Below are 17,515 nucleotides of genomic sequence, written 5' to 3' on the forward strand. Positions count from 1 at the left end.
CCCCTCAAGGGGGGAGATCGACAAGCGGCTTGCTCACTCCATCCAACAGGCAGGGATACTACGCTGAAAAGAGTGCGTGGAACTGAGGCCGAACCCTCATCCGATCTCCCCCCTTGTGGGGGAGATGTCCGGCAGGACAGAGGGGGGTAAGCCCCACACTCAACCTATCGATATCACCCCCACCACCAATAAAAATGATGCACCGGCCCCCGCCCGGACCCAACGGCGAGCCCCCGGCCGGCCTCGAGCGCTCCGTTCAGATAATCCTTCGCAAGCCCGACCGCTTCGCGCAATTCATGTCCCATCGCAAGATGCGCCGTAATGGCGGCCGCGAGCGTGCAGCCGGTGCCGTGGTCGTTTTTCGTCTCCACCCTTGGTGCAGAAAGCGCCTGCATGGTACCATCCGCAAACAGATAATCCGTGCTCTCAGGTCCGTCGCCGTGGCCACCCTTGATGAGCACGGCCTTCACGCCGGCCTTCAGGATCAGCTCCGCCTGGCGGGTAATCTCCTGCTCCGTCTCCGCCATCGGGGTTCCGGTCAGCAGCGCCGCTTCCGGCAGGTTCGGCGTGGCGATGGCGGCGAGTGGCAACAATGCGTGCCGCAACGTCTCGATGGCATCTTCATGCAGCAGCCGGTCGCCCGAGGTGGCGACCATGACGGGGTCGAGCACCACCGGCTGTGATTGCTGCCGAAGCCGTTCCGCGATGGCGGCTATGGTTTCGATCCGTGAGACCATGCCGATCTTCACGGCATTGACGGCGAGATCGGAAAAAACCGCATCCATCTGCGCAACGATGGTCGCAACCGATATATCCTCCACGGCAGTCACGCCCCGGGTGTTCTGGGCGGTGATGGCGGTGATGACGCTCGCGGCATAGGCGCCGAGTGCGGAGAAGGTCTTGATATCGGCCTGAATACCCGCGCCGCCGCCGCTGTCGGAGCCGGCAATGGTCAATGCAATTGAAGTCATGGCTGTCTCGCTTTCAGCGCCGCGTCAATTGCGGAGCGGAAGTCGCTGGTTGCGCTGGCGATATCCGCTGCGCGGAAGATGGCGGAAATGATGGCGACCCCATCCGCGCCGGCGGCGATGAGGGCGGGCACACGGTCAAGATCGATGCCGGCGATTGCGCCCACCGGCATATCCGGCCGCCACTCTTTCAGCAGGGTGCGCAGCGTTGTAAAGCCTTCGATACCGACCGGCTTGTCCGGGTTGACCTTGGAAACGGTCTCGAACACGCCGCCGATGCAGGCATAGTCGGCGGGCATGGAGGCCGCTCTTTCGGCATCGGCGCGGTTCTTTACGGTAAGGCCGATGATTGCCTTTTCGCCGAGAATGCGCCTTGCTGTCTTTGCATCCATGTCGTCGGCACCGAGATGCACCCCATCGGCCCCTGAAGCGAGCGCTACGTCCACCCGGTCGTTGATGACAAGCGGCACGCCGGTGCCGCCGATCGCCTCGCGAATGGCGCGGGCGTTTTCGATCATCTCCCGCGTCGAGCCGTGCTTGTCGCGATATTGCAGGATGGTTGCGCCGTTGAGCGCAGCCGCCAGAGAAAGCTCCGGCAACGGCGCGACGTCGGCAAGACTGGCATCGACCAGCGCGTTGAGGCGGTAATCAACCTTGTTCATGCTCGATCCTCGCATGATTGATGATGTCTTCACCGGAGATTTCGGAAAGCGCATCCAGAAATGCCGGTTCGAATGTGCCCGGGCCTTTAGCCCGTTGTGCGGCCAGTTCTGCGGAAACGCCTATCACCGCAAGGGCGGAGGCTGCCGCTGTCAGCGCGTCTTTTTCCACTGCCATAAAGGCGGCGATGACACCGCCCGAAAGGCAGCCCGTACCGGTCACCTTCGCCATCCAGGGATGCCCGTTGACAATGCTGACGTTGCGGCTCTTGTCGCGGAGATGATCCACCGGTCCGGTCTCGATCCTCACCACATCAGATACATCGCCGATCAGGCTCATTTCCGCGCGGTTGCCACGGACGATAGTGGGCGATTGGGCGATAAGTTCCCGGGCGAAATCCAGCCGCGAGGGTGAGTAGTCGACATGCACGGGGTCAACGATCCACGGCTTGCCGGATGCGTTGGCGATCTCGATCGCCAGCCGGATCACCTTGCGTCGTTCGGCGTCCAGTGTGCCGAGATTGACGGTGAGTGCATCCGCCTTGGTGACGAAGCTCTCGATTTCTTCGAGCGAGGTCGTCATCGAGGGAATGCCGCCGATGACGGTGATGCCGTCGGCGGTGAATTTCTGCACTACGGTGTTCATCAGGCAATGCACGCGGGGGCGCATCTGCCGCACGCGCTCCAGAACTTCGGCGGCCCGTGCCGCTGTCGGAAAATCACCGCTCATGGCTGTTGCAGCTCCACGGCGATGTCGTCCGCTGCAGGGGCCTGCTTGATCAGCTGCATCTCCTGCATGAAGGCGCCGAAACGGGCGTAACGGGCGCGGTCGAGTGCGGCCGGGCGCTTGGCGAAACGTGGCAGCGTGTCGAAAAAGGCCTGTTTGTTCAGGGCATCATCAAGGTTCGGATAGGCCTTGATGAAAAGCTGCCACGATTCCTGCGGATGGTTGGTGATGAAGATCGCGGCCTGCTCCACGGCGGAGAGGAAACGCGGCAGGCGGCTGTCCTTTACGAGATCGCGATGGGTGACGAAGATCAGCTCGTCATAGGCCGGCACGCCATGTTCTTCGGGAAAGAAGGAGCGGCCCTCATGGCCTTCGAGTTTCATCTGCGTCAGTTCGAAATTGCGGAAACCGCCCAGCGTCGCATCCACCTTGCCGGCAATCAGCGACGGCGAAAGAGAAAAATTGACGTTGACGAGCTCGACATCATCCTTTGTCAGGCCGTCCTTTTCCAGCATGCGTTTCAGCATCGCATCCTCAAAGCCGGAAACGGAAAAACCGACCTTCTTGCCCTTCAGGTCCTTCAGGCTGTTGATCGGCCCGTCAGCGAGAACCGTGACGGTGTTGAGCGGCGTTTCGACCAGTGTGCCGAAACGGACGAGCGGCAGGCCGGCTTCGTGGTCGAGATAGAGGTTCGGCTGGTAATGCACGCCGATATCGGCCTGTTTGGCCGAGACGAGCCGCGGTACGGCGGAGGGGTCGGCTGGCGGTACCAGCTCCACGTCCAGCCCTGCATCGGCGAACAGGCCGCGTTCCCTGGCGATCACCATCGGTGCATGATCGGGGTTCACGAACCATTCGAGCATTACGGTCAGCTTGTCGGCGGCCTCAGATTGCATGGGCGCAAGCACGCTTGCCGCTGCGATGGCGAGGGAAAGAAGCGTTCGTTTCATGGTGCCGAAAGTCTCCGTAAATATCTGAAAAGAATGGTGTGTTCTGTTTCCTTGGCCCAGGGGGCCAGATTGGCGGTCGCCCGGTCGACGATGAGCCTGAGCAGCACGGCCATGACGGCGAGAATGGCCATGGCGGCGAACATGGTGTCGGTTTGCATACGGGCATTGGACTGGATCATGACGAAACCGAGCCCGGCCGATGCGCCCACCCATTCGCCGATGACAGCGCCGAGCGGGGCGAGTGGCGCCGCCACCCTCAGGCCCGAAATCAGGGAGGGAAGCGCCAGCGGCACGCGCAGCCGGGTGAGGATTTGCCAATGGCTCGCCTCCGTCAGCGAGGCGGCGTCGAGGATGGCGCGGTCAGTGCGGTTAAGGCCGTCAGTGAAGGAGGATGCGACCGGGAAGAAGATGATGATCGCCGTCATGACCACTTTCGAGGCCATGCCGAAGCCGAACCAGAGCACGAGAATGGGAGCGAGCACGAAAACCGGAAAGGCCTGCAGCACCAGAACCATGGGCCAGACAAGGCGGCCGAAGCGCGGAGTGGCGGCAATCGTGAAGGCAACGAGAATGCCAGCGGTAATGCCTGCCGCGAGACCTAGCGCCATTTCACTAAGCGTCACCATGGCCTGGCCGAACAGGAAGCCGGGCTGTCGCCAAAAGGCGGCCGCGACATCGGCGGGTGACGGCAGGATATAGCGCGGCGGCGCAAACAGCCATGTCCCCGCCTGCCAGAGAAGCAGCAGAAGACCTAAACCGTTCATTGCATGGGTGGCACGCATGAGCCGGGCCTCAGACGCAAACGCACCATGTGCGAAGGACGGAAGGTTTCAGCATCATCGGTCGTCTCCAGATGTGACGATCACGGAGATCAGGCATAGCGGAGAAGAGAAAGGGCAGCGCATTGAGGGCGCGACAGTTCCGTTCCTACGCCGGCATGACCCGGATCAGGTTCAAGGGTCCGGCTCAACGCCATCTCAGCACCGTCTGGTGCTCCCCTCGGAAGAGCTTGTTTTGTAGGACATGATCTCAAAATGTCAACGGTCTCCGCCAGCTGATCATGGCCGTACATATATTACTTAAATATAGTTATTATAAATATCGAATTTATCGACAATTAGTTATGTAGATAAACTATATCGCAACGCCAGCCGAGTAGATCTTTCCGAAATTACAGGAAATTCGGAGACGATTTTGAAAAGCATTTGGCGGGACAGGTCTGGAAATTTTGCCATTCTCAGCGCTTTGTTGATGATACCGATCATCGGATCCGCCGGCGTTGCGCTGGATGTCGTTCGCGCCATGAGCGTGAAATCCGATCTTCAGATGGCAGCGGATTCTGCGGCCCTGGCCGTGGTTGCGGAAAGTTCAGCCAGTGCCGAGGCTGCGCGGCGAATGGCCAGCAACGGCGTCATTTCGGTGGGAAAGGAAGAGGCTGAAGCTTTTTTTCACAGCAATCAGCGAGGGAACCCGGAATATCGCCTGTTGGGGCTCGACGTACAGGTGAAGAAGAATGGCACCGTGATCGAATCGTCAGTGAATTTTAAGGCTTCCCTTAATACAACGCTCTCCAGAGTACTGGGAAAGGATTTCCTGACTGTTTCCGGCAGTGCAACTGCCAAATATGAGACGGAAACCTATACCGATTTCTATCTGCTGCTCGATAACTCGCCTTCCATGGGGGTCGGCGCAACGCCCGCCGATGTGGCAACGATGCAAAAGGCGATCGGATGCGCCTTCGCCTGCCATCTCTCATTGGCAGATGGTTCTTCCGATCCCAACAGCACCTATTTCCGGCTCAGAAATAAGGACCTGAAGGTCAAGGGTTACATCAACGCGACGACGCGCATTGACGTGGTCGCAAAGGCGACCGCGAGTTTGATGGACACGGCTGAGGACACGCGTAAGAAAAGAGATCAGTACCGCATTGCTGTCTACACTTTCGGAAAAACGGCAGACGATGCCTTTCCCAATAAAGACCTCAAGGAGGTGGTGTCGCGCACATCGGATTTGCAGGCGGCCAAGAAAAAGGTCGGCGAAATTGAATTGATGTCAGTTCCCGGCCATGGATACAATCTCGATCAGCACACTAATTTTGATCGCGCGCTAACGAAGATCACCGCAAAGATGGGAGAATCGGGGAATGGTGCCAGTTCTGCTACCCCTGAGAAAATCGTGTTCTTTGTGTCGGATGGTGTGGCCGATAGCCAAAAGCCCAAGAAATGTACAAAGCCAGTAATCTGGAATGGACGCTGTCAGGAACCCGTGGACAACAGGCTTTGCGACGACCTCAAGAAACAAGGTTTCCGTATCGCCGTGCTTTACACCACTTACCTGCCGCTTCCCGGCAATCAGCACTACGATAAATGGATCGCCCCGTTCCAGTCGGAAATCGGCTCCCGCATGCAAGCCTGCGCCTCCCCGGGCCTGTTTTTCGAGGTCAGCCCTTCGCAGGGCATCAGCGAGGCCATGTCGGCGCTTTTTAAAAAGGCGATCAGCTCGCCACGCCTGACCAGCTGATAACCAGCATGTCGGAAAGCTTATTGAATCGGCATTTAGTTATTTAGGACATTAGATTTATCGAAAATTAGTTATCCTTTGAAACTGCCTTTCAACAGTCTTTTTCTAAGTTCTGTCTCCAAAAGCGCTGTGGGGGCAAATTTGAAAAATATCTGGCTGGATAGATCAGGGAATTTCGGAATTCTAACTGCTTTGCTTTTGGTGCCGCTCATCGGTACGGCAGGCGTTGCGCTGGATGTGACTCACAGCATGGCGGTAAAATCCGACCTGCAGAGGGCGGCGGATGCGGCGGCTCTGGCGGTGGTCTCGGATAGCTCGGCAAGCGTTCACAAGGCAAAGGAGATGTCCGCAGACGGCGCCATTACGCTTGGCGGCGACGAAGGCGCCGCATTTTTTAGAAGCAATGAGCGAGCCAATCCCGATTATTCGCTGTTGTCTCTTGATATAGAGGTGACAAAAAGCGGCAATGCGATCGTGTCTTCCGTCAACTTCAAGGCCTCTGTCGATACGACGCTTTCCCAGATACTGGGAAAAGATCTCTTTACTGTTTCTGGCTCTGCCACCGCCAAATACGAGACCGAAACCTTCAGCGACTTTTACGTCCTTCTTGATAACACCCCGTCGATGGGTGTCGGCGCCACGCCGACAGATGTTGCCACCATGGTTGCAAATACAAGCGACAAATGCGCTTTCGCCTGTCACATCGTAAAAGACGGCGTGGTGGATACGAACAGCTATTATTACAAGGCAAAAAGCCTCGGCGTGACCACGCGCATCAATGTGGTCGCAAAGGCGACTGCGAGCCTTATGGATACGGCAAAGTCCATGCGTAAAAGCAGCAATCAATATCGTATGGCAGTATACTCCTTCGGAGAGAAAGCTGAAGATACAAAGCTGCTTGAAGTCGTGCCACTGACGTCGGATCTGGCGACAGCGAAGAAGAAAGCCGCTGAAGTCGACCTGATGTCGATCCCCAAGCAGGGGTTCAATAACGACCAGCAGACGGATTTCGACCGGGCCCTGACCCAGATTGGTGACAAGATCGGCTCCTCCGGCACTGGCGCGAGTTCGGCGAGCCCGGAGAAGATCGTCTTTTTCGTGACCGATGGCGTCGGCGATAGCTACAAGCCGTCAACCTGCACCAAAAAAACGACGGGCGGTCGCTGTCAGGAGCCGATCGATCTCAAATATTGCACGAAGCTGAAGGAAAAGGGCTTACGGATCGCCGTGCTTTATACCACCTATCTGCCGCTGCCGACCAACGACTGGTATAATAGCTGGATCAAGCCGTTTCAGCCGGAAATCGGCACACGCATGCAGCAATGCGCTTCACCTGGCCTGTTTTTCGAGGTCAGTCCGTCGCAGGGCATCAGCGACGCGATGACCGCCCTTTTCAAGAAGGCCATCACATCACCCCGCCTGACGGGGTGATGGCAAGGACAAAGCCTCTAGCCTTCAGCCGATGGTGCGAAGCTTTTCGAACAGTTGATGGTGATTGCTATCAGCACGATAGAACACCGCCGGTTTGCCGAGAGGTGCTTCGACGGTGATGTCTCGCCCGCCGGAATGACGCTTGCCACTCCAGAGATGCACCCATTCATAGTCGCCCGGAAGGTAGAGCGAACGTTGCGTTTCACCCGCTTTCCAGACCGGTGCGACGAGCATATCCGCCCCGTAGAGATAGCAGTCCTGAATGGCATAGGTCTGCGGCTCATTCTCGTAATGCAGGAATAGGGGACGCTGTACCGGCAGGCCCGTTTTTGCGGCCTCGGCGGAGAGGGATTTCAGATAGGGGGCGAGCGCGACGTATATCGCCGTCATGCGGGCGAAATGGGCGAGAACCGTCTCATCCTGATCGATCTGGAGATTGTCACGCGGCCGGTTGCCCTCATGGGTGCGCATGACCGGGGTAAAGGCGGCCATCTCCGTCCAGCGCATGATGAGTTCGGCCGTCCGGACATTGCCGAACAGGCTGGTGTAGCCGCCTATATCTGAGTGATGATAGGCATTGCCCATGAGCCCGGAGGAGAGCGCGCCGCAGATGACGGTGACAAGGCCGTCATGACGGGAGAAGTCGACAGACTGGTCGCCACCCCAGATCAGCGGGCAATGGGCCTGCACGCCGGTGAAGCCTGCACGCATGAAGAACAGTGCTTCACCTGTCTTGCCACGGTTTTCGACGCCCTTCGCATTGACCTCGGCCCAGAGCGTGGGCCATGCATTGTGCATCAGCTTGGCGTCGATGCCGTTGGACAGCTTGATATCGATCGGCAGATATTCACCGAAATCGGCCATCCAGCCGGAAAGGCCGAAATCCAGCATGTTCTTGCCGATGATCTCTTCGGCAAACCAGTCGGCGGCTGCCGGGTTGGTGAAATCCACCACGCCGCAATCGAATTCACCGAAATCCACCAGCGCCGTTTTCCCATCCGCATCGGTGGCGAAATAACCGGCTGCTTCGGCGACCGGGAACAGCGGACCGTCGACACAGAGATAGGGGTTCACATAGCCCAGGAAACGAACGCCCTGATCGGCAAGCTCGGCGATCTTCTGGCGCAGATGCGGGTAGCGGGTCTCATTCGCCTGCCAGTCCCAGAAGAGGCGTGCGCCGAAGGACGTCTGGCGAAGCCCCACCCAGTCCTCGCACCAGAGGCCGGACACCTTCGTTCCGGCTGCACGGATTTTCTCCAGCCGGGCAAAGGAGTTGGCTCCATCCTTTAACCCTATGATCGCGCCGTTATAAACCCAATCAGGGAGTTCCGGCTGGCGTCCGAAACGAAGAGACAGGGCGGAGACGATATCGGTGAAGCTGTCGCCGGCGAAGAATTCGATCTTTTCGGGGATGGCCCAGATTTCGATCTCGTGGAAATCGTCATTGCGCAAGTCGAAGACCGAATAGGCGCTCGTTTCCACATGCAGCGCGTATTTGCACGACGAGAGCCAGGTCGGCTGCGGATAGTTGGTGTTGTAATAATCACCACCCGCTTTGCCGCTGACATCAGACTTGAAGGTGATTTCGGTCGTCTTATCTCGGCCGACCCCGGGCTCGGAGGTCCAGAGAGGGAAGCGCCGGCCGCGCATGTCGAAATAGGACATCTGCTCGCCGCCGCCCCAGACATGCTCGTCCGTCTCCGCGACGACGCGCAGCCAGAGGCGGTTGATCGTCTCGTCCCGCGCCGTCAGCCTGATAGCGTTGCCGTCGAGCGTCAGGCGAAGGCGCGGCGTCTGTCCCGGCGCGGATGAGAGCGTGACGCTGTCGCCAATCACCTCGGCATGGCGCAGGGCTGTTCTCTCGATGACATAGTCTTCGATATCGAAATTGCCACGATACATGTCCATCCGTTCCTTGCCGAAACCGGCAAAAAAGGCCGGATTATCGGGTGAATGGGAAAGGATGGTGCGGTTGCCGATCGTAAGCGCGAAGCCGTCTTTGGTCGTTTCGAAATGCATGACTTAACCTTTTAGCCCTTGAGACCACCGGCGGTGAGGCCCGAGACGACCCGTTCCTGGAAGATGACGATCAGGATCGCAACCGGCACGATGCCGACCACCAGCGCTGCCGAAATGACCGGCCAGGGGAAGGCGAACTCACCCTGATACAGCTGAATGCCGACGGGCAGGGTGCGAAGAGCCGGATTGGAATTGAAAGAGAGCGCCAGCAGGAACTCATCCCAGGCATTGACGAAAGCGAGAATGCCGGCGGTAAAGACGCCCGGCGCGCAGAGCGGCACGACGACCTTGAACAAGGCGCCGATGCGGGTGCAGCCATCGATCATGGCGGCGTTTTCGAGGTCGCGCGGAATGCTTTCGAAGAAGGATACCAGCATCAGCGTGCAGACCGGCAGCGACAGCACCGTGTAGGGCAGGATCAGCGCCGTCCAGCTGTTGAGCAGGTTGAGCGCCCGCATGATTTCGAACAGCGGCACCAGCAGTGTGACAAGCGGGAAGGTGGAAACGGCGATGATGAGCGACAGGATCAGCGCGCGGTATTTCAGGTTGAGCCGCGCCAGCGCGTAAGCCGCCAGCACCGAGGTCAGGATGGTGAGCGCAGTGGAAAGCAACGCCACCATGAAGCTGTTGAACAGGAAAAGGTGCAGCGGCTGGTCGGAAAAGGCCTGCATGTAGTTGGCGAGCGTCGGCGCGTGCGGAAACCAGGTGATCGGTTTCACGGTCAATTCCGCTTCGGTCTTCAGCGAGGTGAAGAGAATCCAGATCGCGGGGAAAAGGCCATTCACCAGAAGAATGGAGGCGGCGATGAAGCGTAGCGGCTTGCCGGAGAAAAAGGAGGACAGACCGGAGGACGTGGCAACGGTGCTCATGGGTTTAGTCCTTCGTCCTGATAATGCGGAGGTAAACGGCGGTAACGCACATGGAAAGTGCAAACATCATGACGGCAAGCGCAGAGCCGTAACCGAGATCGAGGAAGGAAACGGTGTTCTGGTGGATATACATGGCAAGTGTGGTGGTGGAGGTGCCGGGGCCGCCGCCGGTCATCATGTACGGAATATCAAAGGTTTGCAGCGCCGTTATCGTTCGGAAGATAAGTGCGACGACGATCGAGGGCTTGAGCAGCGGCAGGGTGATCTCGAAAAACTGCCTGATCTTGCCGGCGCCATCCACATCTGCTGCCTCGTAAAGCGAGCGCGGAATGGTCTGCAAGCCCGCAAGGATCATCAGCGCCATGAAGGAAGAGGTTTTCCATATGATCGTCAGGCAGATGGCGGCAAAGGCCCAGTTCGGCGAGTTGAACCAGATGATGCCTTCAAAACCCAGCCGGTTCAGCACATCATTGACCACGCCATATTCGTAATGGAAGAACCACGCGAAGATGAGGCCCGCAAAGGACAGCGGCAGCGCCCAGGGGATCAGAAGCGAAAGCCGCATCGGCCATTGCATGGAGAAAGGCAGGTTGGCGAGCAGGGCGAGGCCAAGGCCCATGAAGAGCGCGCCGGGCACCGTGATCAGCGTGATCAGAACCGTATTCCAGGTCGTTTCCCAGAAGATCGGATCGTCGAACATCGCCGTATAGTTTTCAAAGCCGATGAATTCCGCCGGCAGACCTGAGGTCAGCGACAGGCTGAAGAAGCTGGTATAGACAAGCCGCGCCACCGGATAAACAATGATGAGCGACAGCAGGATCGCTGCGGGCGCCAGCAGTAGCACGGCCAGCGACCGGTCGCCGAGATCGAGCCAACGCGTCCAGCGCGGCAGCTGCTTTTCGTCCACCCGGACCATGGTTCTTTCCGGCATTGTCACGTTTGCCGCTCCCGCAACTGGATTCACGTCATCGTCTCCCGATCGGACCGGTTTATGTCCGGCCCGTTTATCGCGCCGTTCAGGCGGCTTTATTCCTGTCAGTCGAAACAGCCGGAAAGGGCATGACGCGCATGCCGCCTTCCGGCCTTAAAGCTTAGCGCAGAACGCGCCGCAGACGGCTTTCCATCTGCTTTGCACCATCTTCCGGTGTCATCACGCCGGCAAGAACGCCATTGACGGTGGTGCGGATCGTCTCGCTGACCTCGTTGTAACGCGGTGTCACGGGGCGGGCCTTTGCCGTTTCAACGACGGGCAGGGCGTCCGCGAACCACGGGATCGTCTTGGTCACGTCCGCATCCTTGTAGAGCGCGGCATAGGTGGGCAGAAGTGCTGCGTTGATCGCCATGAACTTCGACACATCCTGACTGGAGAGATATTCCGCCAGCTTCTTGGCTTCATCCTGCTGCTTGGAATAGGCGGAGACGCCGAATTCCCAGCCGCCGAGGCAGGTCGTCTGCTCGCCGCCCTTGACGGCCGGCAGGCGGGCGACGCCGACCTTGTCGTTCACCTGCGATTCCTTGCCCTGGAAATGGGTCCAGGCGTAGGACCAGTTGACGGCGAAGAGCACCTTGCCGGCCTGGAACTCCTTGCGGGTGTCGTCGGTCGCCACTTCCGAAATGTTCTTCTTGGAAATGCCGTCGTCAACAAAGCTTTTCCAGAGCTTCAGCGAATCCACAGCCGCCTGATTATCGAAGTTCAGCTTGCCGTTTTCAACCAGAGACTTGCCCTCACTCCAGTAGGGCAGGAGGAAGGTGCAGACCGCGCCTTCGATCGCTTTGCCCTGGAAGGACAGGCCCTGAAGCTCGGGGTTCTTTTCGCCCTCCATGACCTTCTTGGAGGCTTCCTTCAGCTCATCCCAGGTGGTCGGCGGCTTGATACCGTATTTGTCGAGCAGGTCTTTGCGGTAATAAAGGAACATCGAGTCGGCAAAGGCAGGCAGCGCCACGATCTTGCCGTTCACCGTATTGGCTTCGGCATAGGTCGGCAGATAGGCGGACAAGTCCTTGCCGGAGAAATCGCTGGTCCAGCCGGCGGTGGCGAATTGTGCGGGGCGGATGACGTCAAGCATTAGCACGTCAAGGCTCGAATCCTTGGCCGACATGACGGTGTTGAGATATTGCGCCTGCATTTCCGAGGTATTGCCGCCGGTCTCGATCACCACCTTCACGCCCGGCGTCTTTGCCTCATATTGGTCCAACGCCTTGCGCCAGACATCCGGCTGATGCTGGCTGGAAACGAAGATTTTCAGTTCGGCGTCGGCAAAGGCCTGTCCCGAAAAAGCAAGCATGGTTGCGCAGAGCGCGGCACCCATAAGGGCTTTGCCCCTGATGGTTTTAAGTGTCATGTGTTCCTCCCGTTATTAAACTCTTGGCCGCGCAGCCTTCTTGCCCGGCAATCAGTGAATCGAGCGTTCCGTCGTCGCGTCGAAAAGATGGACCTTGGATGGATCGACGCCGATCCGCAGTTCCTCGTTCGGCGTTGGCCGAAGCTGCGGCGGCATCCGCGCGGTCAGCGCCGCATCGCCAAGGCTGAAATGGACAAGCGTGTCCGAACCCAGCGGCTCCACCACCTGCACCCTGACGGCAAGCTGGCTGTCGAAGCCCTCGGCAGGGCCGAAATGTTCCGGACGAATGCCGACGATGACTTCGCGGCCTTCGAGCCCCGTTTCGCGCGATGGCCGGACGGCGGCCATCGGCAGGAAGTTGCCGTCGGAAAATGCCAGCCGGTCGCCATTGACCTTCGCACGGGCGAAATTCATGGCGGGTGCGCCGACGAAACCACCCACGAAGACGCTTTCGGGACGGTTATAGACCTCATCCGGGGTGCCAACCTGTTCGATATCGCCGCCGCGCAGAATGACGATGCGGTCGGCAAGCGTCATCGCCTCCACCTGATCATGAGTGACGTAGATGATCGTCGTGCCGAGCTGCTGATGCAGGCGCTTGATTTCGGTGCGTACCTGCCCGCGCAGCTTGGCGTCCAGGTTGGAAAGCGGCTCGTCGAACAGGAAGACCTGCGGGCGGCGTACAATGGCGCGGCCCATGGCCACACGCTGGCGCTGGCCGCCCGAAAGCTGGCCCGGCCGCCGGTCGAGAAGATGCTCGATGCCCAGCATCTTCGCCGCTTCATCGATGCTGGCATTGGCCTGGGAAGCGTTGACGCCGCGTACCTTCAGGCTGAAGCCCATGTTTTCGCGCACCGTCTTGTGCGGATAAAGCGCATAGTCCTGAAACACCATGGCGATGTCGCGTTCGCGCGGCGGCAGCTGGTTGACGACACAGTCGCCGATTTTCACCTCGCCGCCGGTAATGCTCTCCAGCCCCGCGACCATGCGCAGCGTCGTCGATTTGCCGCAGCCGGAAGGGCCGACGAACACGACGAATTCGCCATCGTTTATTTCAAGGTCGATGCCCTTGACGATGCGAAGCGCACCGTAACTCTTGTCCAGCTTGCGCAGGCTGACCGAAGCCATATTTTCCTCCTCACGACCGGCGCGTCCAGAATTTGAATGGACGCAATAGCCGGCATCAACCTTCAAGTTCCCCGTATCGCATCTTCGAAAATCGATCCCGATTGTCTGGCGATAGCGGGGAAGGCGAAACGCCTGTCTCCCTGAGGATGTGATATTACCTTTCATAAAAAGGAAATCAATAGTGTATCAATTTTATTTCTGACAGAAATCAAAAACCATTAAGTGTTTGATTTAAAGAAATATAACTGCAAAATAACCCGCAGTGCAGGTCGCATCGTGCTTCCCTCCCGTCAAATTCCTCCATCCATGTGGATCACGCGAAATTTGCGTAATCTCAACGTATGCGAGAAACGTAGCGGGCGACGGTATGGTCGAACCAGGTCCATGAAACTTCGGCCACCGCGCCATCCTGCGCCTGGCTGAGGCGCAGCACCCGCGGCACAGAGGTGCCGGCTTTCTGGCCGAAAACCTCGGGCGCCCATTCGGGCACGTCACCGAGATCGATGCGATCTTCCGCCTTCGATATCCAGAGATTGAGGCGGGTGCGGTAATAGAGATAGAGGGATTCCGACATGTTTTCGATGGTGATTGTGTCGACGTAAGAACCATCAAGCCAGATTTCCTCAATCGCTGCCGGTTTGCCGGCGATGCGTCGCAGACGGCGTATCCTGTGCCCTTCGGTAGAAGTGCCGAAGGCGGGCAGATCGGCCGGCTTGGCAAGGCGGGCCACATCCAGAACCTCCGCCGTCGGCAGGCCACCGCCTTCGATCAGTTCAAGCCGGAAGAAAGCGTAGACGCTTTGCGGGTCGCTGACGGCGCGGATGTAGTTGCCGGAGCCCTGCACGCGCTCGAGAAGACCGCGCTCCTGCAATTCGGCAAGCGACTTGCGCAGCGTGCCGACGGCGATGCCCAGATCAGCCGCCATGTCGCGCTCCGGCGCCAGCTTTTCGCCATCGATCAGCCTGCCCGCCGCCACCTCGCGCACCAGCATTTCAGCGATCTGGAGATACATGGGCAGGCTGCCGCCAGTGTGTTTCATGATGCAGTTCCTCCCCCGAAACAAAAATTGATACATCATTGATTTACATATTTCTTGATGTTATGCAAGAAAAACGAGAGCGGCCCTGAGGAGGAATTGCATGACCGTCGTACCCGTTACATCCGCTGATCTCGATGCTGCCGAGGTCTCCTGGTTTTCCGCTTTGTGTTCCGATGATTACGCCTATCTCGGCGTGCCGGATGGAAGCCTGCGCTCCAGCTTCGAACATTGCTCCGATATCGTCAAAAAAGCCGAAGAACTCGGTTTCCGCAACATTCTCTGCCCTTCGTCCTATCAGGTCGGACAAGATACGTTGAGCTTCGTCGCCGGCTGTGCGCCGATCAGCGACCGCATCAATTTCCTCGCGGCGATCCGCTGCGGCGAGATGCAGCCGATCATGCTGGCGCGGACCGTGGCAACGCTCGACCACATGCTGAAGGGCCGTCTGACGCTCAACGTCATTAGCTCCGATTTCCCCGGTGAGGTGGCCGACAGCGCCTTCCGTTACAAGCGCAGCCATGAGGTCGTCGAGATTTTGCGTCAGGCCTGGACGCGCGACTCCATCGACCATGACGGCGAGATTTACCAGTTCAAGGGCGTTTCGACCGAACCGGCAAGACCGTATCAGCAGAATGGCGGCCCGCTTCTCTATTTCGGCGGTTATTCTCCCGACGCGCTGGAACTTTGCGGCGCACAGTGTGACGTCTATCTGATGTGGCCGGAGACGAAGGACCAGCTAGCCGACCGCATGCGCGCCGCCCATGAGCGCGCCGCTGCCCATGGCCGTACGCTGGATTATGGCCTGCGTGTCCATATGGTCGTGCGCGATACCGAAAAGGAAGCGCGCGAATATGCCGACCATCTGGTCTCGAAGCTCGATGACGAATATGGTCAGCTGATCCGCAACCGCGCCCATGACAGCGGCTCGCTCGGCGTGTCGCATCAGGCGCGGGCCCGCGAACTCGCCGACAAATTCGGTTATGTCGAGCCCAATCTGTGGACCGGCATCGGCCGGGCGCGCTCGGGCTGCGGCGCAGCACTTGTCGGTTCGACGGATCAGGTTCTTTCGGCGCTGGAGGAATACCAGAAGATGGGTATCCGCGCCTTCATCCTCTCCGGTTATCCGCATCTCGACGAGGCGGAACATTTCGGCACCAAGGTTCTGCCGCAGATGAAAACCTGCTCCCTGCCGCATGCCTACGGCCGGGTGCCTTCTGAAACGCCTGCTACGCCGCTCGGCAACGGGGAACGCCACTGATGGAACGTATCGCTCTTTCTGACAAACTCGAACTCAGCCGCATCGTTTATGGCATGTGGCGCATCGGTGACGATGCCGACACCTCGCCGGCGCATGTGCAGGCGAAGATCGAGGCTTGCCTTGCGCAGGGCATCACCACCATGGATCAGGCCGATATTTACGGCGGGTACACGGCGGAAGCCATTCTCGGCGGCGGCCTGAAGGCGGCACCCGGACTGCGCGACAAAATCGAAATCGTCACCAAATGCGGCATTGTCGCGCCAGCCGGCCGACACTCCGCCGCCCGCGTCAAGCATTACGATACGACGGCTGGCCACATCAACGCCTCGGTCGAAGCCTCGCTGCGCGACATGGGAACCGATCATGTCGACCTGCTGCTCATTCACCGTCCGGACCCGCTGATCGATGCGGAAGAAACCGGCAAGGCGCTCGATGCGCTGGTCGCCTCCGGCAAGGTCAAGGCTGTGGGCGTTTCCAACTTCCGTCCGTGGGATTTTTCGCTGCTGCAATCGGCCATGAGCAACCGGCTCGTGACCAACCAGATCGAAATGAGCCTTCTTGCCACCGATACCTTCACCAATGGCGATCTCGCCTATCTGCAGGAAAAGCGTGTCTCGCCCATGGCATGGTCGCCGCTCGGCGGCGGCTCGCTGTTTTCAGGCGCGCATGGTGGCACCATGGCTGCCCTGCAGCGCATCGGAAAGGAGCAGGGCGTCGATGCGACGGCGGTCGCCATCGCCTGGCTGCTGCGCCATCCGGCAAAGATCGTGCCGGTGCTCGGCACCAACAATATCGAGCGCATCAGAACCGCGGCCGATGCGCTTAGCGTGACGATGGACCGCCAGACCTGGTTCGAACTCTACACCCTAGCGATTGGAAAAGAGGTGGCGTGATGACAGTTGCAGAGGCAATCAAGATGCCCAATGAGCATGTATTCGTTCCCGGCGGCGAAAACAGCCGCAGCTTTCGCAACGCGCTCGGCGCTTTCACCACCGGTGTTACGGTGGTGACGGCAACGACGCCGGAAGGCCCGATCGGCATGACGGTCAACAGCTTTGCGTCGGTTTCTCTCGATCCGCCGCTGGTATTGTGGTCCCCGGCGAAAAGCTCGTCGCGTCATCCGGCTTTCAGTGAGGCGACCCATTTCGCCATCCATGTGCTGAGCGCCGATCAGGATGTGCTGAGCGCCCGCTTTACCCGCAATGGCCGCGCCTTCGATGATCTTGACTGGGAAATCAACGACGAAGGTGTGCCGGTCATTCCGGGCACGCTCGCTCGTTTTGAATGCCGGCAAGCTGCGGCCCATGATGCGGGTGATCACACCATCATTGTTGGCGAAGTGCTGCGCGCCGCCCATCGGGATGGTGATCCGCTGTGCTTTTCCGGCGGGGCTTTTGGTCGCTTTTCAAAGCAGTAGGCAGAACGGATTTTCCCGTTCGATATCGAGAGAGATTACTCTTGCTTGTTTAACGGAGCACGCCTGTCGTGCTCCGTTTCTGTTTTCGTCTGTCAGTAAAAAACGCGCTTTTGCTATTCATACTGGAAATCATCTTCCAAACTGTCCTAGTTGATTTGACTTATTAAACAGATGATTCGCGGGATCGC

The 17,515-nt window shown here is 58.8% G+C and carries 16 protein-coding genes and 1 riboswitch; of the genes, 5 read left to right on the forward strand and 11 right to left on the reverse strand.

What is annotated here, in order from left to right; all coding sequences use genetic code 11:
* Window positions 1-173: 173 nt before the first annotated feature.
* Genes thiD through NYR50_RS22315 form a run of 5 tightly spaced genes read right to left on the reverse strand, consistent with a single transcriptional unit; the run spans window position 174 to window position 4,086 of the window.
* Window positions 174-971, reverse strand: coding sequence for a bifunctional hydroxymethylpyrimidine kinase/phosphomethylpyrimidine kinase (gene thiD, locus NYR50_RS22295; RefSeq protein ID WP_174009837.1), 798 nt, complete (start codon window positions 969-971; stop codon window positions 174-176).
* On the reverse strand, window positions 968-1,630 hold the full coding sequence (gene thiE, locus NYR50_RS22300; RefSeq protein WP_418138057.1) for a thiamine phosphate synthase: 663 nt from the start codon (window positions 1,628-1,630) through the stop codon (window positions 968-970). Before thiE ends, thiD begins: the two co-directional genes overlap by 4 nt.
* Window positions 1,617-2,357 (reverse strand): hydroxyethylthiazole kinase, encoded by a 741-nt coding sequence (locus NYR50_RS22305; RefSeq protein ID WP_174009835.1) that lies wholly within the window; start codon window positions 2,355-2,357, stop codon window positions 1,617-1,619. The genes thiE and NYR50_RS22305 overlap by 14 nt, the downstream gene beginning before the upstream one ends.
* Window positions 2,354-3,304, reverse strand: a complete 951-nt coding sequence (locus NYR50_RS22310) for an ABC transporter substrate-binding protein (RefSeq protein WP_418138058.1) — start codon at window positions 3,302-3,304, stop codon at window positions 2,354-2,356. The genes NYR50_RS22305 and NYR50_RS22310 overlap by 4 nt, the downstream gene beginning before the upstream one ends.
* Window positions 3,301-4,086 (reverse strand): ABC transporter permease, encoded by a 786-nt coding sequence (locus NYR50_RS22315; RefSeq protein WP_174009833.1) that lies wholly within the window; start codon window positions 4,084-4,086, stop codon window positions 3,301-3,303. Before NYR50_RS22315 ends, NYR50_RS22310 begins: the two co-directional genes overlap by 4 nt.
* A 125-nt stretch (window positions 4,087-4,211) precedes the next feature.
* A riboswitch (TPP riboswitch) is annotated at window positions 4,212-4,314 on the reverse strand.
* 184 nt (window positions 4,315-4,498) lie between these two features.
* Between NYR50_RS22315 and NYR50_RS22320 the strand changes: the two genes are divergently transcribed.
* Both NYR50_RS22320 and NYR50_RS22325 read left to right on the forward strand, forming a co-directional pair.
* Complete coding sequence (locus tag NYR50_RS22320) at window positions 4,499-5,824, forward strand: TadE/TadG family type IV pilus assembly protein (protein WP_174009832.1); 1,326 nt, start codon at window positions 4,499-4,501, stop codon at window positions 5,822-5,824.
* A 141-nt stretch (window positions 5,825-5,965) separates the two neighbouring features.
* A complete protein-coding gene (locus NYR50_RS22325) occupies window positions 5,966-7,255 on the forward strand; it encodes a pilus assembly protein TadG-related protein (protein WP_174009831.1) in 1,290 nt (429 codons plus the stop codon).
* 24 nt (window positions 7,256-7,279) lie between these two features.
* On the opposite strand, the gene NYR50_RS22330 is transcribed toward NYR50_RS22325, so the two are convergent.
* From NYR50_RS22330 to NYR50_RS22355, 6 genes are all read right to left on the reverse strand, one after another.
* Window positions 7,280-9,274 carry an alpha-glucosidase gene (locus NYR50_RS22330; RefSeq protein ID WP_174009830.1) on the reverse strand — a complete coding sequence of 665 codons (1,995 nt, stop codon included), beginning with the start codon at window positions 9,272-9,274 and terminating at the stop codon, window positions 7,280-7,282.
* An 11-nt stretch (window positions 9,275-9,285) separates the two neighbouring features.
* Window positions 9,286-10,143 (reverse strand): carbohydrate ABC transporter permease, encoded by an 858-nt coding sequence (locus tag NYR50_RS22335; RefSeq protein ID WP_174009829.1) that lies wholly within the window; start codon window positions 10,141-10,143, stop codon window positions 9,286-9,288.
* Window positions 10,144-10,147: 4 nt separating this feature from the next.
* The gene (locus tag NYR50_RS22340; protein WP_162688087.1) at window positions 10,148-11,059 is read right to left on the reverse strand and encodes a carbohydrate ABC transporter permease; all 912 of its coding nucleotides are present in this window, start codon (window positions 11,057-11,059) and stop codon (window positions 10,148-10,150) included.
* A gap of 175 nt (window positions 11,060-11,234) precedes the next feature.
* The gene (locus NYR50_RS22345; RefSeq protein ID WP_174009828.1) at window positions 11,235-12,485 is read right to left on the reverse strand and encodes an ABC transporter substrate-binding protein; all 1,251 of its coding nucleotides are present in this window, start codon (window positions 12,483-12,485) and stop codon (window positions 11,235-11,237) included.
* A gap of 51 nt (window positions 12,486-12,536) precedes the next feature.
* Window positions 12,537-13,613, reverse strand: coding sequence for an ABC transporter ATP-binding protein (locus NYR50_RS22350; RefSeq protein ID WP_418138059.1), 1,077 nt, complete (start codon window positions 13,611-13,613; stop codon window positions 12,537-12,539).
* A gap of 334 nt (window positions 13,614-13,947) precedes the next feature.
* Window positions 13,948-14,652 (reverse strand): GntR family transcriptional regulator, encoded by a 705-nt coding sequence (locus NYR50_RS22355; protein ID WP_418138060.1) that lies wholly within the window; start codon window positions 14,650-14,652, stop codon window positions 13,948-13,950.
* 100 nt (window positions 14,653-14,752) lie between these two features.
* Between NYR50_RS22355 and NYR50_RS22360 the strand changes: the two genes are divergently transcribed.
* The 3 genes from NYR50_RS22360 to NYR50_RS22370 are packed head-to-tail and all read left to right on the forward strand — an operon-like array spanning window position 14,753 to window position 17,327.
* Complete coding sequence (locus NYR50_RS22360) at window positions 14,753-15,910, forward strand: LLM class flavin-dependent oxidoreductase (protein ID WP_418138061.1); 1,158 nt, start codon at window positions 14,753-14,755, stop codon at window positions 15,908-15,910.
* Entirely contained in the window at window positions 15,910-16,803 is an 894-nt protein-coding gene (locus tag NYR50_RS22365) for an aldo/keto reductase (RefSeq protein ID WP_418138062.1), read from the forward strand. Before NYR50_RS22360 ends, NYR50_RS22365 begins: the two co-directional genes overlap by 1 nt.
* Entirely contained in the window at window positions 16,803-17,327 is a 525-nt protein-coding gene (locus tag NYR50_RS22370) for a flavin reductase family protein (RefSeq protein ID WP_418138063.1), read from the forward strand. Before NYR50_RS22365 ends, NYR50_RS22370 begins: the two co-directional genes overlap by 1 nt.
* Window positions 17,328-17,515: the final 188 nt, after the last annotated feature.

Origin of the sequence: Agrobacterium sp. El2ro-1b (assembly GCF_048298475.1) — a bacterium.
Classification (GTDB): domain Bacteria; phylum Pseudomonadota; class Alphaproteobacteria; order Rhizobiales; family Rhizobiaceae; genus Agrobacterium; species Agrobacterium fabrum.